Raw genomic sequence first — 16731 nt, 5'->3', positions numbered from 1 at the left:
TGTCGCTAAAAAAACTCTTTTGACCAAAAAGCGTCTAAGCTATTAAGTGAAAAAGATGAATAAACGCCAATAATAGCTTTGTTTGGTAACTTTGGTAAAAGGCATCCCTTTGCAATGTGCATAGTTAAAAAGTATATGGAGACATAGGCGTATTAAGCCTTGTCTTAAATGGCATTTCGAATTTTCGTCCAGCGACTGCTGCAGGCGCAGTTGAACCAGTATTATTTAAACTCGTTTCTCTTTGTGTGCCTAGGTAAATCCTGTTTAATACGCTAGTATGCTACTCTCTTGATAATTAAGAGCGTTTTATATGAAGACTGTTGAAGAACTTAGAAAATTATTGGCTACTGGTCAAACTGCCTACGAACCACTCAACAACATCAGCTCGGGAAATATTACTTCTAATGATGGACGGACACATACTTACGAGATCGTTCAAGGATGGGACATTGGACTCGCTATGCAATGTGATCAAGAGTGGGGCAATTTCAATATGGAAATTCTCGAGTTTATTCGACAGTCTGATTCTTCCGTACAACACAAACTTCTTAATAGCTCTCAACTCGAGGATGCTCACTGGAATTGGCTTACAAAGCATAAGCATTATCATAGCGAACAATACAATTGGTTCTTTATTATAGCGGATGGTAAGCCTCAAGGTGCCTGTCTTGTTTACCATCCTAAATTATCGGTCGATACATCTGATACAATTTTCTATATTGAGTTTCTAGCTGTTGCCCCTTGGAATCGCCCGAATCATATAGACGATCAAATCTTTAGAGGTATTGGTTCAATACTTCTGAAGACCGTAATTTCGTTTGCGGAAAAGGAACTAGGAATAACAAAAGGCTTTTCGTTACATTCTTTGCCAAAGGCAGAAGGTTACTATCAAAAAATTGGTATGAAACGTTTTAAAATACACGATAAATCAGGTTTAGGTTACTTTGAGATGCCCGAACTACAAAAAGCTAATTTTGTAGGAGCAAGTGTATGAGTGACTGCAAATTTGATTCCTTAATCATAAATGGAAAAGCGGATTCAAATACTGATAGTAAGTCTATATTTGAATCATACTTAGAAAGCCAAGCACAATTAGAGCGGTTACCGAAAAAGCTTAAGCAAGATAATAACTTAGTACAGCTTAATCTTTTTAAAGAAGTTCACTTTCAAAAAAGTAGTAACTTACTATTCAGGAAATCAGACTCTTCAAACGATGCTTTGGTTAACTTTTGGTTAAGTAAAGTCAAGAACCTAGCTTATCTTTATAATGATTTTAATGAACTTCCTGACTTCACAGGGCTGTCAAAGTCTGACCTAAAAAGCATTGCCAAAGGTAACTCAGAGCCAGGCTATATTAGAAATTTAGAAAAATGTTTATCAGCAAGAGGAATCATTTTTATTGTTGAGCCATCAGTTGTTGGTTTAAAGCTAGATGGGGCAGTATTTAAGTTAGATAGTGGCCATCCGGTTATCGCAATGAGCTTGCGTTATAAGCGCTTAGATAATTTCTGGTTCACACTAATGCACGAACTCTCTCATGTAGCTTTACATTATGACCAACTAGATAGCTACATCATTGATGATTTAGATTTAAAAAGTGAGGAATTAACAGAATTAGAAGCAGACAAACTTGCTCTTAACTCACTTATTCCAAGAAACATTTGGAGAACATGTCCTGCTCGACGAGATCTTCAGGCAGATTCTGTTATCAAATTTGCTGAACAAAATAATGTACATCCAGCGATTGTGGCTGGACGCATTCAACATGAAATTAATGACTATAGAAAATTAAGCTCGTTAACCAGTGGTATCGATACGAGGGAGATATTGTTCAGTGAATAAATATACGCCGTTCTTGAAATTTAAAGTTGCTGAAATTGGTGCATTGAAAGCGCTTGAAGATTCAGAGCTCAGCTCTATAACACCTTTCTTTGATTTGGCTACGAAAAATGATATCACTGCAAATGACCTCGAAAATACGATAACCAAAGGTGTGCGAAAGTACGAGCTTAACTTTAAAAGAGCTAATGGCTTCTATATAGATGACTACGATATTGACGATTCAATCCGGATACAAGGAGCTATCGTTTATGAATTTCTAATAGATACCTTCCAGAAGATCGATTTCATCCCAGTTGTCGGGCTTGACCGCACAGATTCTAGGAATAACTCTGTACTCAGCTCATTAGTTATTAGTGACACAGTGGCGATCCGCTTAAATCAAGATGACTTCGTGAGTTACAATCTTATTGAAGATGAAATTTCAGACTTAATAGCCGACATGGGAGAAAAGTTCGATAAGTTTCATTTAATTCTAGATTGTAGGCTCTGTATAGGAGCGGATTCCGTCGAACTATCTAACAGGTTGATTATGTTCATTAAGTTGATAGTACAGGAACACAGATTTGATAAGATAATAATAACTGGTTCTTCAATTTCCCCATCAATCGCAGATATACTTTCTGTTTGTACAGAAGAGACCTTGGCTAGAGTTGAATGCGAAGTGTTTGATCTGGTAAATCAAGAGCTTTCTTTGGAATTGGAATTTGGTGATTACACTGTTATTTCACCAAATTATTCCGACGTGAACATACCTCAAAATGCTTTACGGAAAGTGATGACTCCTAAAGTTATATACTCTTATAAAAATAAACATCATTTTCTACGTGGTGGAGCTATAGAAACTCACCCAAGAGGGGCAAAGCAATATGATGACATGTGTAAAAAGCTTGTCTCTTATGCATTCTTCCGAAAGAGAAATTACTCGTTTGGTGATAAGTATTTAGAGGATAAATCTCGAAGTGTTGGAGCTGACGCATTACCTCATTCAATAGGAAAGTATCTGATAAATGCGCATATGACATATATGATTAACGACTACCCTGTATAATGCCTAACTGAATTAGATGAGAAGAATTTAGTTTAAATCTAATTTGATACTGGCACTTGTATAACAGGGTAACTGTTAGATTAGGTCTGAGCTAGTACAGTCTGACAAAGGGGAAATTTTTGCCCGTTTGGCAGGTAATGAGTATATGCCTAGACTCTTTAAGCTAACCTAGATAAAAGTGATTCTGCAATCCATCGATTTGTTTGGATCTTATTCATCCGCTCTGAAAGCTCTAAAGCAAAATCTCGCTTGTTTATTTTTTCAGGTATATCTAGACTTAATTCCTCATTTACATTTGTTAACTCGCTCTTCCACAGGGTTGCTAGAGCAAGTTCTTTGTTAAAAAAAGGATTCGTACTAGTTTTTCGAACATATTTGAACTTGACTATACCTCTAATCTCGTACGCCACGACAATTCCCCAGAATTTCGGGGTCTTTTCTAGAGCTTCTTGAAGTTTACGTTGTGTCGTGACGAGAGTAATTTTACTAAATACTTTATTATAGAAATCACCCTGCCTAGTCAAACGAGCAATCTTATCTTTATCACCTTTGATTTCGTAACAATGGGCTTCCGAATGAATAGTGACAACATCCGCGATCGCGTTTCCACGATGCACATGTAACTCTTGTAAAATACACCTTGGCTTTTTTGATTTAGAACTTAAGAAATCAATCAAACTTGGTCTAATATCGGCGTCATTTAAATACATAGCAAAACCAACTAAAACCAAAATCGCAATATTATATAGCTTAGTACCTTCAATTCAAAACCTCCTATGGCGTAAAAGAGATATACAGATAAATCATGAAGTTTGGGAAACGCACTTCCCTCCCAGTTTGGTCCTTCAATGCAAGTGATATAGAGGACGCTTATTTTTCTAATGCCTTGTTAAGAGTTGGTCTACTCACTTTAAAGTGCTGAGCGACCTCGGCTTTTGATACTTCGCCCGACGAAAGCATAGCTCGTGCTTTCTTTACATCTGAATGTGTTAATTTAGGCTTTCTGCCTCCTTTTCGCCCTCTCACCTTTGCCGCCTCAAGTCCAACCTTAGTTCGTTCTGAAATAAGTCGTCTTTCAAACTGTGCGATAGCTCCAATCATATGAAAAATCAACTCTCCAGTCGCGCTACTTGTATCTATATTTTCATTCAGACTAATAAATTCTACGTTTTTCTGTTTAAAAGCACTTAGCAGGTTAATCAAATCGGATAAAGAGCGGCCCAACCGATCAAGCCTCTGTACTATTACTGTGTCACCAGTACGAATAGAATCAAGCAAACGTATTAATTCAGGACGCTTTGTTCCTTTTCCAGATATCTTCTCGTGATAAATTCTTTCACATCCACAGTTAGCTAGCGCGTCGAGTTGAGCGTTTTCACTTTGTAGTTCAGAGCTAACACGTGCATATCCAATTCTCATAAACAAACGTCCTATTTCTTTACATTAAATACTTTACGAGTTGTTTTACGCGATCTCAATAAAAGCGCACCCTTAAACTTGAAGATACTTGATTGAAAGAAAATGTTCGTTTTTTTAACGCTTCATCGTACAAAACTATCATAGGCAAGATTGTCTATGCTCTAAGGATATTTTCAAAATTAGGCATGCCTAATTTCAATGTAGTATCGCTACAGTATCGCGGAATACATATGCTCTATAGCTGACGAAAAAATTATGCTTGCTTATATATCTTCAATCAACTCAAGAACGAGCCGACCTATCTCGATATCGAGGATTTAGGAAAAGCGGATAAGGCTAAAGACTCCTTTTTGGCTATAAGGGCTAACGTTTCCGCGCGCAATAGCACCAAAGCTAAAATTGTCTATATTCGATGTGTGGTTTTAAAATTAGGCATGCCTAATTTTAATGTGACATTGTCACAGGTGGCGCTATACTCTGTGACACTGTCACAAACTAGGATGCTCATGCGCTTTTCTATAACGACCGAAAACAAAAAAGACGCTGGGGCTTATATATTCAATAAGCTTCAGAACGATTCAGCCTACCTCATCTTCGATGATTTAAAAAAAGAAGATGAGGTAAAGGCCTTGTTCCGCTCTATAAACTTTAACGATGAATCAGCAGCAAAAGAATTGGATACCTGGTGCAAAAATTACCTTCAAGATAAACAAGTCAATTCCCTAAGAGCAGCCCTCCGAAAAAAGAGGTCAAGGCGTAATAAAGATGTTCTTTCCATTGAGCTTGATAGGGACGTCTATAGTGACCTGAAAGATCTGGCAGCAGCTGAAGATATGACTTTAAAAGATTATCTGGCAATGCTCATACAGGACCGCTACCACGAGGTAAAACCTCCTGTTGCAAATCGAGCAAAGCAACGTAAAAAATGCTAAGTGTGACTACGTCACACCTTCCCCTCTTTTCGCTTATCCCAGCCTAAATTTAACACCGTGCCATCGGGCAACCCACCCCCTTTGGGAAAAGGGCATCAGGAGCAATTGCCCTTTTCATAGCGCCTTCACCGCTTCGCGCTAAAGGCCGTCCGCTCGCGGAGGCTGTGTAAGACTCGTAAACTCGTCCCTACACAGCCTCCGCAGCGGCCTGTAGCATTTGCGCGCATATTTTTGCATATTCTCATGCATCGCGATCACCTAATACCATCTAAGCCGATCACCTAATACTATCCATCGCGATCACTCAATACCATCGATGCAGATCACTTTTTGGTCAAAATGGTATTGAGTGATCGGCTTGAATGGTATCGTTCAATTTATACTCATTTTTGTCTATCCAGTAGGTGTTTTTAACCGTTATCCTTTTCATTTTTGATGATGAGAATAACCATGCCAACGGCACCTATTTCAATGCGTAAACTTAAAGAGATTTTAAGACTAAAATACGACTGTAAACTCAGTCATCGAAAGATAGCAAACAGCTTATCTATTTCACCTTCAATTGTTTCTAAATATGCCTGTAAATCAGCAGAGTTAGGTATCACTTGCTGGCCACTTGATGAAAAATGGGATGATCATTCTCTGCAACGAGCATTCTTCAAAACAAAGCCCCGACTAAAAGGCTTTAGTATCCTGACTGGTTGTTAGTTCAGCAGGAGCTGCGACCCAAAACCATGACGCTATTGCTGCTTTGGCAAGAATACAAAGAGCGACACGAGGAAGGATTTTACAGTTACACCCACTTCTGCCGACAGTACAAGGCATGGCTTAAATGTCAAAAAACCGTCCATGCGACAAAACCATAAAGCAGGTGAAAAACTGTTTGTTGATTACTGCGGCCCAACTATGAATATTGTTGATGCTAGTACAGGTGAATACCGTACAGCTCAAGTGTTTGTCGCAGTTATGGGCGCATCTAATTATACGTATGCGGAGGCAACGTATAGCCAAAAGCTAGAAGATTGGGTGATGAGTCATGCTCGTTGTTTTGAGTTTCTTGGTGGTGTGCCAGAGCTGGTAATCCCTGACAACTTAAAAAGTGCGGTAACTAAACCTTGTCGATATGAGCCTGATTTAAATCCAACCTACCAACAATTGGCGACACACTACAATACGGTCATTGTGCCTGCTAGACCTTATAAGCCCAAGGATAAAGCCAAAGCAGAAGTGGGTGTGCAAATTGTCGAACGCTGGATAATGGCACGGCTTCGCAATGAAAGCTTCTTTAGCTTGCGCCAATTAAACCTAAAGATACAAAAACTGCTTGTCGACTTAAACCAGCGGAAAATGAAGAAGCACCCTGGTTCAAGGCTCAGTCAGTTTGAATCCATTGATAAACCTGCTCTCAAACCACTACCCACACAGGCTTACAGTTACACCTTAGTCAAACAAGTAAGCGTGCATATTGATTATCATGTCGAAGTTGAAAAACACTACTACTCAGTACCTCATACCTTGATCAAACAAAAGCTTGAAGCCCATGCCACAGGTCAACTGGTGACACTTTACCATCAGGGTGTTCAAGTAGCCGTTCATCCAAGATCACACCGAGAAGGTGCACACACTACGCTTGATCTACATATGCCAATAGCTCATCAAAAGCAGCAGCAATGGACACCACAACGGTTCGAGCGTTGGGCAGCTAAGTTCGGTGGTTCAACGGAGCAGTTTGTTATGCAATTGATGCAAGCTAAAAAGCATCCAGAACAAAGCTACCGTGCTTGTATGGGGTTATTAAGCCTAGGTAAGAAGTTTACTGACCAACGTCTTGAAGCAGCCTGTCATCGCGCATTAGCCACAGGTGTTACTCGCGTAAAACAAGTAAAAAACATTTTAGAAAAGGGCTTGGATAAGCAACCCTTGCCACAAGCTCAAGGTGATTTACTACAAGATATTGATCATAAAAATATCCGCGGCAACAACTATTACCATTAATCAAAACTAACAAACCAAAGGAAATCTTATGCAAAATATCAATCAACAAGTCAATAACCAGTTAAGTAACTTAAAGCTAAGCGGTATACGTGATGCACTATTGCAGCAATATGAGCAACCCAATCTATACGTAGAACAAAGTTTCGAAGAGCGGCTAAGTTTATTGCTTGAGCATGAAATAACACAGCGTGACCAGCGTAAAATTGATCGCTTAACTCGTCAAGCAAAGTTCAGAGTTGGCGGCACACTGGCTCAACTAAACTATGGCGCAGCACGACAACTCGATAAAACTCAGATCCGTTCATTAGCACAAGGTGAATGGCTTCGCCTTCATCAAAACATCTTGATCACGGGCGCAACGGGGTGTGGCAAAACTTACCTCGCTTGCGCGCTTGGTCAAAACCACTGCCAACAAGGGAGTAGCGTTTATTATTTTAGGCTTAAAGAGCTATTAGAAAAGATGTTCTTAGCGCAAGCCGATGGTAGTTATCGAAAACTGATCAACAAGCTTAGCTCTGCCAATTTACTGATCCTAGATGATTGGGGATTAGAGCCATTAACAGCTCAACAACGCAGTGATTTACTGGAATTAATTGATGCGAGATATGACACAAAATCGACCTTAATTGCCAGCCAATTACCGATAGAAAATTGGTATGAAATGATCGGAGAATCGACACATGCTGATGCGATCCTAGATCGGCTTGTTCACGGAGCAATAAAGTTGGAATTAAAAGGCGAATCGATGCGAAAAAAACTAAATTCCTTGACTGATGGCGATCACTCAAGTTAGATTTTACTAAGGTCTACTGGCAGACAAAAAAGTGATCGGCTTGAATAGTATTGACCGATCGGCTTCATGGTATTACGCAATTTTTACACGCACAAAATCCGGCCTTGCCAAAGGGGGTGGGTTGCCCTATTATTACTCATGAAACAACCGAGAGCTTTCTGCTCCGGATTCAAAAAAATAGGCGCTTTCCAGCTGCCTTCAATACGTCACGAAGACCCACAAGAAAGATTCAATATTCTATAAATCATGCCGCGCCGCATTTTCTGGCGATCTTAAAAATCGGCGCTTTCGAGCTGCCGTTTACACGTAATGAGAATTTTGGCGAGATCAGTCCGAGCCTGACGCTATGCGTCGAACTGGGGCGAAACGGCCCAGGTGGTTTTTATCATCTGGGACCGCATTCACTCAACGAGTGAATGATTTTCTAACAACTCATTATAGGTAAAATATGATTGAAGAATTTGATGTTCAAAAAGAGACAGAGAAGTTAAAGCAGTTAACTAAGGTAATTAGAAAACCGAGATTTTATCGCTCTCGTTTGGACGAACATTCAGATGCCCTCATCGCACTTCATCGAGCAGGGAGTACGACCGCTCAAATTCATCGCTTTCTAGTCAAAGAAAAGAAAGTCAATGTGGCTTGGTCTACGGTATATCGCTGGGTGAAAAAGAATGGCTAGGTTTAGGAAAAGCCCGCTCAGCCCTCAAAAATCGGAAAGTGTTGCACAGAAACAAGCTGTAAAAGTTATGGCTCGTATGCAAGGCCGAGATAATCCGATCAAATCTATAGGCACAGCCCGAGGGTATACTAACTGCCTTAAGAAAGTTGCTCGTTACGTTAATCAACAATTTAACATTAGCTTAAGAGAGCTTACTCCCGAGCAAGCCAAGCAATACCTTGATGTTCGTTCTGAGGAAGTAGGGCAAAAAACACTGGATCAGGAGCGTCAAGCTATCCAGGCAATGATGCTCAATGTAACCAAAGCACTGGATATTTCCGATAAAAAGGATCGTCTATCTTTCATCAAGTCTGCTAAAGATGAAATCGAAAAAAGCAGAGCATATACCAACCAGCAAGTGTCTATGATAGCTTCTGCACAATCTGAAAAACACGCTTTGGCGACTCAAATATCTTATGCAGCAGGATTGCGAGCTCATGAACTTTATACGCTCAAGCCCCTTGAACATAGAGAGGTTGAATATCGGCAGGAAAGAGAAGAAACAAAAAACACTCTATTTAATGCTCGTAACGGTATGCGCTACACCGTAGTTGGAAAAGGTGGATTGGAAAGAGAAGTATTGATACCCGTTCACCTGGTCGAAAAGCTCGAATCGCGCCGATTCGCTGAACCACAGAAAGTTAAAGACAGGGGAATATTTTACCGTTCCCACTACAACATAGGCGGAGGTAATAATTGGTCCAGCAGCTTCTCTGCTGCATCAAAAAGAACATTGTTCCGTTCTAGTGGAGCGCATGGTGTAAGACACAGTTACGCGCAAGAAAGAATGAGAGAGCTTCAACGAGTAGGGTTATCGAGGAGCCTAGCGTATAAAACGGTATCTCATGAGCTAGGCCATTTGAGAGAGGCGATCACAGCAGTATATTTACGTTAAACTGGGCTATTATTCAATTTGGCATGCCAAATTGAAGCGAAAAGAGGGGAAGGTTATGGGACCAGTAATTGTCAGCAATTTAATGATATTAGCAGTAATAGCCTTTTGGGCGATATTTTTTAAAAAAACACTTAGTAATGATCAAAGACACTAAATGTGATTGCTCATTATTATTCAGGTTCAGCCGGAGTTTCGGCTACAGGAGTCAAGGAATTGGCCACTGCACTTATAATTATATCTGCGGCTTTTTCTCCTAATTCAGTCTTACCCCACATAATCGTAGCATTATTTTCTTCATTTGAGATTGGTTTTGAAAGGACCCATACACCTGTATCGCTATTACCGCTTCCTGGATGTTCATTTTTAATTTGATTAATTAGCGCATTAGCAGCGTCTAATCCCTCTCTAACATCCCTTTCTAGGCCACTGGTTTCTAAAGTTACTAAGCCTTGCATTCTTAATTCTTCAATATTCTTGAGGATTTTTTGAGAAGGGAAATATAATGAGGTGATTTCGTTTTCTTCATTTCGCGATGTAGAAATCAATCCGTACTTAGAATTTTTTTCAATGCTGAGAAGTAATTCAATAGCGCCAGGAGAGAGAGTTGGTAATGTCTTCGACAAATCAGTCATTCCTGAACGCTGCGCCTCCTTTTTGATAGTAGATTTCAGTGATAGCCCTGCAATTCCAATTTCGTTTGCGCTCAAGAGCTTTTTAGGGAGAACTTCTAGAATTTTACCGATAGGGTCTTGAAACAGTAGTAGGAAAATTATTCCAAGCGCTGGCCAACCTAATAAGACAGATTTAATAAGTTCCACTATAGAAAGCATTATCGGGTTGATAGATTCTGATAGCTTAGTTTCGATAGATGTTAGTTTTTGGTGTATCAAAAAATTAGAAAGTGACTCGGAAGATTGAGCATTTATACCTTCGTTAGTCTTATCTTCACTTTCTAGTTCATTATTCTTCATAGAAACTGTGCCCTTAACGGTTTTCGTTCCACCAATTAGGAGTTGTTGTTGGCCGTACAGCTAAACACTCAGAGAGTAGATGAACAATATCGTAGGACTTTTTACCATCTATATGAAGTTGTAAGTCTTGGTCTACATCTCCATGCATCGGATCTAGAACTACATCTACACCATGCGTTCTGGCCAATTTTGCAGCTGGAACAAAATCAGCGTCACTGGCTATAAGAACAATCGTATCTGCAAACTTTCTTAGTGTAACTGTAGTAATATCGATACCTATCCTAGTATCCACACCTTTTTGTTTCACATCTAAGTAAAAGTCTTCTGGAACAAGCTCGTTTATATCTTTTTCGCCAGTCAAAATAGACTTTTGAGCACGTTCATCCATTATCCAGCGCTTAGCTTTGCTTAGCTTTCCCATACGTAACGCTAGCTTTCTTGATTTCTTAAGTGAGGAATGTAGCTCTTGCTGGAATATAGTACTAGGGTCAGTTTTGAAATTTTTTGTCGACGGAGTGCCGTTTGAAGCACGGTGTTCAAGTTTGGGCACGGCCTCTCGATATTGACCATCGAAAGGTGGGGCATCATAGTAGTATATTCTGTATAAGTCCTGACGCTCTAAACTATCCCTATGTCTTTTTATAAAAGTATAGAGAACCTTTACAACTATCTGAGGAGTGAGATCTACACCGCAACCATTGAAGTATTTTCTATAGTAGAACTTCATACGCTTGATGAAATATCCACCATCTATAAAAAAAGCTATCTTCTTATTCATCTTATCCCTGAAAGCAAAAAGCTCAGGACTGCGGATGTTTACTAAAAATTCAAACATGCGCTGTGCTGAGCTCATTAATGATTATAGAGAGTAAGATTTAAGTGTAAACTACAAGTTATCTGGTCGGTCCAGTTGATTGAGGGAGATCACCACCTAATTTAGCTATGCGGAAGTATACACTGATAAAGGTACACGAGCCTATCTTTTCGCTGCGCTCCAAGATAGGCTCGACCTCCTGCAACCAAAAGGTTTTAGGATAGTCCGCCTTGCTCTCCACTATTGGTAGAACCTGCTAGGTTCTTGCCCCCCTTACGCGTTGGAGAGACACACCTATGACGAACTGCGCTTACTTTAATCCCCGTCTGTTGACTAGATTGCCTCGCCGTTTTTTATGTGGTGGCCGTGGTTGGTTCCCCGTTGCCCACTAGTGTAAGCGCCTCTGAATTGCGAATTCAGAGTGTCGCAGTGCGCGTCGCACGCTGAGTCGTATGTAAGGATTCCCCGTTCGACTCAACACCAGGAACACTTCACCAACAACAACTTTCCAACATGAAGTGATACGTAAAATACGCAATGCCTGGTGCGTTTTTGCTGGGGCAAAAACGGGTCGACTTCGGCGGGCCTTTTCACTAGACAAAGGGATACCCCTCAGCTAGTATGAAGCTGAAATTTGATTGGTCGTCTTGCGAAAATCGACTGATATCTAAAACCCGAGTTGCAGCTCGGGTTTTTGCTTTTTAGCCCCAGTGAAAATTCATGCGATTAATTCCCCTTAAAATTTTTTCCAAAAACGCATAACAGGCAGATGAAGTTATGCGGCCTTCAGAGCATTTAATTAGGGATTTATTTGGAAGGTTTATGATTTAAAGTTTATATAAATCAATGTTTTGCTTTGATTTCCAATTTTGGATTGAAAATCCGCGTGTCCCTGGTTCGATCCCGGGTCGAGGCACCATTATTAGAACCTGATAGTTTTCTGAAAACTATCAGGTTTTTCCATTTCTGGGCCTTGTCTTTTTCTATCATTACCCCGTTTACTTCCACAAAGTGTGACGATTTTTTGTCACAACCTGACTTTGTGACAAAGGCATCATTTTTTTCTTTTACAATATTGTTTGCTTGCTGTGACAAATAACTCAGCGATGGATGTGTGTATCGCTGAACCATTTCTAATGTTTTCCAGCCCCCTAATTCTTTAATAGCTAATAGGTCGGTGCCACTCTCAGCATGGCGTGATGCCCAATTATGACGTAAGTCGTGAAAACGCAGTCCATCTAGACCAGCAGCTTTTGTCGTCCTAGCCCATATTCTCCTATTTAAGTCTTTAATACGCGAATTATCATAATTGAGAAAAACAAATACGGAGTTTTTCGAATTATGCAAAGAACTCAGTAGTTCGAAAACTATATTGTTCATCGGTATAAGGACTGAAGAGCCACTTTTGTGAGAATCCGCATCTACCTTCAGTGTTTGATGCTCCAAATCGACATGAGTCCATTTCAGCCCAATAATATTAGAAGCACGAAATCCGGTTGCTAAGGCAAATATGATGATGGGTTGTAGAAAGGCTGGAGCACAATCAATAAGGCGAGCAGAATCTGTCTCAGTAAGCTTGTAGAAGCTTTTTTCTCGCTCTTTGTGGGTTCTCAAATGAGGGACACGGTCAATCCACTCAAGCTCCTTGTGGATGAAGTTTAAAAAGCCCTTAATCTCTGCGAGATATCTATTCTTCGTTGCTAGCGTGACGTCAGTTTTCTTTACTAACGTCGTCAAAATAAGCTTAGAATTAATTTCGGTTAATGGGATATCTGCTAGATACTGAGACCACCAAGTGAGTTTCTTCACCTTCTCATCAATGGTCTTGTTTGTTTGTCTGGATTCTAGATAAAGTGTTAAAGCTTCATTCCATGAGCCAACCTCTTGAGAATTACGCATCAGCATAGCTAGCGTTTCATCGCGAAGGCGGTGTTCAAAGTGCTCTGCACGGCTTTTAACAGTTTCCTTTGTACTGCAATGAACACGCTTAACCTTGTCAGCAAATGAGACCTGAAACTTCGTAAACCAGTATTTTGAATTACTCTTTTTATAAACCATCGATATTGCTCCTCTAAAAGTAACAACATTAATGATTTAAAAGCTAAATAATAGAACTAGTTCGCTGCCGCCTTTTCATTCACGTTCAGGGCACCTTGTGTTATGTCTAGGTGACCATAAACTGTAGCGACCATTTTATCGCTCGCTAAGCCGAAAATCTGCTTAATATCTCCAAATGTTCCGCCCTCAAGTAAAATCTGATACGCTCGATTGTGACGGAAATGATGAAATCTAAAGGTCTTATCAATCCCTGCCTTTTCCAAAGCGGCCTCCCATCTCGTCATATCAAACTCAATTGTTGCTCCTGTATTATCCAGCGCAAACAAATTGTCATGCGTAATATTGTTTTTCCTACGATACTCTAACTGGCGCTCTATAACCTCCCTAAGGGCTTTCGTTACATGAATCGTGATGAGCCTGCTTCCTTTGGCGTGTCGAGCAGGAATTTTTATGAAGCTGCTGTTCCTTATTGTTGAGTCTTCAATATCGCTGAGCTTCATACTCGAAGTACAAATATGGTTGAGTGTATTGCCTTTCCTTGTACCAGCATAGAACGCAAAAGTGAGTAGGTTTTCTTCAGTAGCGCATCGAGCATATTCGTCGCGGAAGTTAGTAAATTGCTCAGTAGACAATTCAATTAACTCACGTTTACCTGATTGGAAAGAACACACTTTGATATTTTCATTTATAAGACGCTTCGCAAATAGTTCGTCATATACAGCTCTTAATTCGATTAAATACTTGTTTCTGGTACTGTCTTGCTTACCGTTCAAAACAATTGCATCGTTAATCTCTTCGACTAATTCTTGGGAAAAATTTCGGAGATCGGTGGTAGCGAACATGTAGTTAAAAAAAGCGAGTTTTCTTGATCTTTGCTCAACTTGTTTAGTAGACGACTTCTTATCACGAACTGCTCTTTTGGCCTTTCGATAAACCTCATTCCACAAATCAAAATTCTGCTCTTGAAAGTGTTCGAGATAAGAGAAGTCGATATCTAGCAGAGATAACTTCTCTTTCAAACTTGCTGCTGCGAGTTTGACCGCTTCTTTGTGGTCGCTGCTGTTCAGCCTTTCTCGCAAGTTGAACTTATTTTCCCTAAACAAGTTAGCAAGCTCATCCGCACTCCTCAAATCCATTCTCTTCTTTTGAGGATCTTTATTATTTACGTTGACTACGTTCACTTTAAAATATTCGATGAAACTTCTCGCCAAGCAAAATTCTTTATCTAACAAAGACCATTCATCTAAAAGAGATGAAAGCTCCTCTTTATTACGTGTAAGCAAATGATTCAAGCGTGAAAAAGCTCGCTTATTGTTTGTATCAGTAAACTGAAATTGCTTTATACGTCCTGGTAGAGGAGTAGGTAGTTGGGACGCTTCTTTTGGTTCAAACGCTACTTCTGAGAACTCCGCTGCCTTATTTGAGTCGTCTATTTTGTTGTGTGAGCTATTATCGGCGCTGGAAATACAATCAACTGTTGAGGTCTCAGCTACGTGATTATCACTTTTACTTTCCTGAAGATGCTCGCAATTGTCGAGCGATTCGCAAAACGAAGATAAGCCACGCAAGTTGAAGAAATATTTGTTGAGACTCTTTGAGTATCGATGAGCTATGAAACCATCGTTAGCTAACGCAATGACCTCATGCTCTGAAAGTAAAAGAAACTGGGCAGCTTCTTTTACACCCATAGGGCGAATCGAGCTTGCTGCAATTGTTGTATTAGGTATTTCTTGTCGAACAGCTACAGCAGCAACACTCGGGATATACCCAAGTGTTTCCGAGTTGTGAGGCTGTTGCGGTTGAAACAATGTTGCTACCTAATTCATGATTTGGTAGCAGTGTAATCGATGTGGAATTTCTAAAAAAAAGTAAATTATGCTTGTTTATTTATTTTCTTACTTGTGGTACAACGCGAAAAAGAGCCAACTTTTCAGTTGGCTCAGTATTGCTACAGCTGTTCAATAAAACGTGAAACTGTGCAGTTAAAAAGATAGTGAAAGTGCGCTAGCAAGCCTTTTGTCATCACGTGGTGCGTTACTTCGTCTTGAAAATACTTCAACACGCCAAAATGCATTGTTACGTACACACCAGTTAAAGTTCTGGCCTGCTCTGGGAGTGTATCCATAAGGGCATGGCTTATGATGATAAACTCAGTTTGTGATACGTAATTTCGAACATAGTAGATATATGAGTCATTATGTTCGTATAGTGCAATACAGTCTTCGTCATCTGAGAAAAAGTGTGTAGACCTTTCAACCACTTTCAAGTTTGTCATGTCTTATCTCCATCATTTAAGTCTTATAGTGAAATAAGCCACACGGACGGAAATTTTTCGTTTACGCGAACTACTTAGTCATGAAACCCATTAAATTAAGGAATTTTATGACAACCAATAACACTTACCTGTGCTCCGCTGTTATCTCTGACATTTTTAGCTCACTAGCTAATGCATTTCTGTTGTATAGAGATGAAATAGACGGTGCGCAGTATAGAAATAGCCAACACATCGAAGATTCGATAATGAACGTAGTATTGCAAAATCAGGTGATTACTGACCCTTCGTATCTGCCTCTTATTCGAGAGCTTGTTGGTGTAGTAGTGAGTGAACCTTTGTTATATGCAGAGTGGACAGAGGACGACTTCGAATTCTTTTCAGAACAAATGACGTTTGACTTCGACGATATTAGCGAAGATTTTCCTGACTAGGAGCTTAGTTACTTCTGAGTACAAATAGGAGTAACAATATGCAAGACACAACACAATCCATCATTAGGAAATATCAACGACAATCTCGCTCGCCATTCGAAGGAGATGATTCGACTATTTTGCTATTAGCCAATGCGACGGTTAAAGCAAATGAAGTTGAACTGGATTACCAGCGGTACATATATCTACATCGCGACGAAGTCGGCCGATGGCTAGGCATATCTATAAGCAAATCCATTGAGGATTCATTGGATGACGGAGGTGGTAAGTACCGTCAGGGAGCTGAGGCGTTGTTGCTATTGCTTTCTTATAACCAAGAAATAAGCAATTTTCTTCGATTATTTTCCGATGAAGTAGAGAGTATTTTTGGCATTGACGCTGAAACGTGGATGATTGCATGTAAAGCGCGATGGCGAAAGATACTTAAGTAACTTAATGCAGCTCAATTCGAGCTGCATTTTTTATTTGAAAAAATATGTTCGGTGCCGATTTTTCTTCGTAAGTCATCATAAGCTCGTGATAGAAGCATAAAGTTATAAA

At 39.9% G+C, this 16731-nt stretch carries 17 protein-coding genes and 1 pseudogene; 11 read left to right on the top strand and 7 right to left on the bottom strand.

Annotated features, from left to right (window positions below):
• Nucleotides 1-310: 310 nt before the first annotated feature.
• Genes AMBT_RS16760 through AMBT_RS16750 form a run of 3 tightly spaced genes read left to right on the top strand, consistent with a single transcriptional unit; the run spans nt 311 to nt 2890 of the window.
• Nucleotides 311-994 carry a GNAT family N-acetyltransferase gene (locus AMBT_RS16760; protein ID WP_013785832.1) on the top strand — a complete coding sequence of 228 codons (684 nt, stop codon included), beginning with the start codon at nt 311-313 and terminating at the stop codon, nt 992-994.
• A complete protein-coding gene (locus AMBT_RS16755) occupies nt 991-1842 on the top strand; it encodes an ImmA/IrrE family metallo-endopeptidase (RefSeq protein ID WP_013785831.1) in 852 nt (283 codons plus the stop codon). Before AMBT_RS16760 ends, AMBT_RS16755 begins: the two co-directional genes overlap by 4 nt.
• Nucleotides 1835-2890: a beta family protein gene (locus AMBT_RS16750; RefSeq protein ID WP_013785830.1), complete on the top strand. Its 1056-nt coding sequence runs from the start codon at nt 1835-1837 to the stop codon at nt 2888-2890. Before AMBT_RS16755 ends, AMBT_RS16750 begins: the two co-directional genes overlap by 8 nt.
• 158 nt (nt 2891-3048) lie before the next feature.
• Here AMBT_RS16750 and AMBT_RS16745 read toward each other — a convergent pair whose 3' ends face one another.
• Both AMBT_RS16745 and AMBT_RS16740 read right to left on the bottom strand, forming a co-directional pair.
• The gene (locus tag AMBT_RS16745) at nt 3049-3600 is read right to left on the bottom strand and encodes a sce7726 family protein (RefSeq protein WP_041452601.1); all 552 of its coding nucleotides are present in this window, start codon (nt 3598-3600) and stop codon (nt 3049-3051) included.
• Between the two features lie 160 nt (nt 3601-3760).
• Nucleotides 3761-4309 carry a recombinase family protein gene (locus AMBT_RS16740; protein WP_013785828.1) on the bottom strand — a complete coding sequence of 183 codons (549 nt, stop codon included), beginning with the start codon at nt 4307-4309 and terminating at the stop codon, nt 3761-3763.
• Nucleotides 4310-4815: 506 nt separating this feature from the next.
• Between AMBT_RS16740 and AMBT_RS16735 the strand changes: the two genes are divergently transcribed.
• The 6 genes and pseudogenes from AMBT_RS16735 (at nt 4816) to AMBT_RS16715 (ending at nt 9642) form a co-directional block, all read left to right on the top strand.
• A complete protein-coding gene (locus tag AMBT_RS16735) occupies nt 4816-5241 on the top strand; it encodes a hypothetical protein (protein ID WP_013785827.1) in 426 nt (141 codons plus the stop codon).
• Nucleotides 5242-5691: 450 nt separating this feature from the next.
• A pseudogene (gene istA / locus AMBT_RS16730) lies at nt 5692-7236 on the top strand (IS21 family transposase).
• A 28-nt stretch (nt 7237-7264) separates the two neighbouring features.
• A complete protein-coding gene (gene istB / locus AMBT_RS16725; RefSeq protein ID WP_013782552.1) occupies nt 7265-8029 on the top strand; it encodes an IS21-like element ISShfr5 family helper ATPase IstB in 765 nt (254 codons plus the stop codon).
• Between the two features lie 50 nt (nt 8030-8079).
• Nucleotides 8080-8445, top strand: coding sequence for a hypothetical protein (locus AMBT_RS22460; protein WP_148259121.1), 366 nt, complete (start codon nt 8080-8082; stop codon nt 8443-8445).
• Nucleotides 8446-8477: 32 nt separating this feature from the next.
• On the top strand, nt 8478-8708 hold the full coding sequence (locus AMBT_RS16720; RefSeq protein WP_013785826.1) for a hypothetical protein: 231 nt from the start codon (nt 8478-8480) through the stop codon (nt 8706-8708).
• A gap of 67 nt (nt 8709-8775) precedes the next feature.
• On the top strand, nt 8776-9642 hold the full coding sequence (locus AMBT_RS16715; RefSeq protein ID WP_232363152.1) for a site-specific integrase: 867 nt from the start codon (nt 8776-8778) through the stop codon (nt 9640-9642).
• A gap of 170 nt (nt 9643-9812) precedes the next feature.
• Here the strand turns inward: AMBT_RS16715 and AMBT_RS16710 are convergent, their stop codons facing one another.
• The 5 genes from AMBT_RS16710 to AMBT_RS16690 form a co-directional block, all read right to left on the bottom strand.
• Nucleotides 9813-10613 (bottom strand): hypothetical protein, encoded by an 801-nt coding sequence (locus AMBT_RS16710; RefSeq protein WP_013785824.1) that lies wholly within the window; start codon nt 10611-10613, stop codon nt 9813-9815.
• A 13-nt stretch (nt 10614-10626) separates the two neighbouring features.
• On the bottom strand, nt 10627-11448 hold the full coding sequence (locus AMBT_RS16705) for an NYN domain-containing protein (RefSeq protein WP_013785823.1): 822 nt from the start codon (nt 11446-11448) through the stop codon (nt 10627-10629).
• A gap of 822 nt (nt 11449-12270) precedes the next feature.
• Nucleotides 12271-13485 (bottom strand): tyrosine-type recombinase/integrase, encoded by a 1215-nt coding sequence (locus AMBT_RS16700; RefSeq protein ID WP_013785822.1) that lies wholly within the window; start codon nt 13483-13485, stop codon nt 12271-12273.
• Nucleotides 13486-13541: 56 nt separating this feature from the next.
• Nucleotides 13542-15293: a tyrosine-type recombinase/integrase gene (locus AMBT_RS16695; RefSeq protein WP_013785821.1), complete on the bottom strand. Its 1752-nt coding sequence runs from the start codon at nt 15291-15293 to the stop codon at nt 13542-13544.
• 140 nt (nt 15294-15433) lie between these two features.
• Nucleotides 15434-15760, bottom strand: coding sequence for a hypothetical protein (locus AMBT_RS16690; RefSeq protein ID WP_013785820.1), 327 nt, complete (start codon nt 15758-15760; stop codon nt 15434-15436).
• Between the two features lie 107 nt (nt 15761-15867).
• Here AMBT_RS16690 and AMBT_RS16685 point away from each other — a divergent pair, with 107 nt between their 5' ends.
• On the top strand, nt 15868-16191 hold the full coding sequence (locus AMBT_RS16685) for a hypothetical protein (protein ID WP_013785819.1): 324 nt from the start codon (nt 15868-15870) through the stop codon (nt 16189-16191).
• Between the two features lie 38 nt (nt 16192-16229).
• Nucleotides 16230-16622 (top strand): hypothetical protein, encoded by a 393-nt coding sequence (locus tag AMBT_RS16680; protein WP_013785818.1) that lies wholly within the window; start codon nt 16230-16232, stop codon nt 16620-16622.
• The last annotated feature ends 109 nt before the right edge of the window (nt 16623-16731 follow it).

Source organism: Alteromonas naphthalenivorans, assembly GCF_000213655.1.
In the GTDB taxonomy this organism is placed as follows: Bacteria; Pseudomonadota; Gammaproteobacteria; order Enterobacterales; family Alteromonadaceae; genus Alteromonas; species Alteromonas naphthalenivorans.
The sequence above is the reverse complement of the archived record's forward strand: the minus strand, read 5'-3'. Positions and strand labels throughout refer to the sequence as shown.

Excerpts from the sequence above, each read along its gene's own strand:
- AMBT_RS16700 (WP_013785822.1), bottom strand. The coding sequence starts at position 13,485 with ATGGTTTATAAAAAGAGTAATTCAAAATACTGGTTTACGAAGTTTCAG.
- AMBT_RS16690 (WP_013785820.1), bottom strand. The coding sequence starts at position 15,760 with ATGACAAACTTGAAAGTGGTTGAAAGGTCTACACACTTTTTCTCAGAT.
- AMBT_RS16715 (WP_232363152.1), top strand. The coding sequence starts at position 8,776 with ATGGCTCGTATGCAAGGCCGAGATAATCCGATCAAATCTATAGGCACA.
- AMBT_RS16685 (WP_013785819.1), top strand. The coding sequence starts at position 15,868 with ATGACAACCAATAACACTTACCTGTGCTCCGCTGTTATCTCTGACATT.
- AMBT_RS16720 (WP_013785826.1), top strand. The coding sequence starts at position 8,478 with ATGATTGAAGAATTTGATGTTCAAAAAGAGACAGAGAAGTTAAAGCAG.
- AMBT_RS16760 (WP_013785832.1), top strand. The coding sequence starts at position 311 with ATGAAGACTGTTGAAGAACTTAGAAAATTATTGGCTACTGGTCAAACT.
- AMBT_RS16755 (WP_013785831.1), top strand. The coding sequence starts at position 991 with ATGAGTGACTGCAAATTTGATTCCTTAATCATAAATGGAAAAGCGGAT.
- AMBT_RS16745 (WP_041452601.1), bottom strand. The coding sequence starts at position 3,600 with ATGTATTTAAATGACGCCGATATTAGACCAAGTTTGATTGATTTCTTA.
- AMBT_RS16735 (WP_013785827.1), top strand. The coding sequence starts at position 4,816 with ATGCGCTTTTCTATAACGACCGAAAACAAAAAAGACGCTGGGGCTTAT.
- AMBT_RS16710 (WP_013785824.1), bottom strand. The coding sequence starts at position 10,613 with ATGAAGAATAATGAACTAGAAAGTGAAGATAAGACTAACGAAGGTATA.
- AMBT_RS16740 (WP_013785828.1), bottom strand. The coding sequence starts at position 4,309 with ATGAGAATTGGATATGCACGTGTTAGCTCTGAACTACAAAGTGAAAAC.
- AMBT_RS16680 (WP_013785818.1), top strand. The coding sequence starts at position 16,230 with ATGCAAGACACAACACAATCCATCATTAGGAAATATCAACGACAATCT.
- AMBT_RS16705 (WP_013785823.1), bottom strand. The coding sequence starts at position 11,448 with ATGTTTGAATTTTTAGTAAACATCCGCAGTCCTGAGCTTTTTGCTTTC.
- istB (WP_013782552.1), top strand. The coding sequence starts at position 7,265 with ATGCAAAATATCAATCAACAAGTCAATAACCAGTTAAGTAACTTAAAG.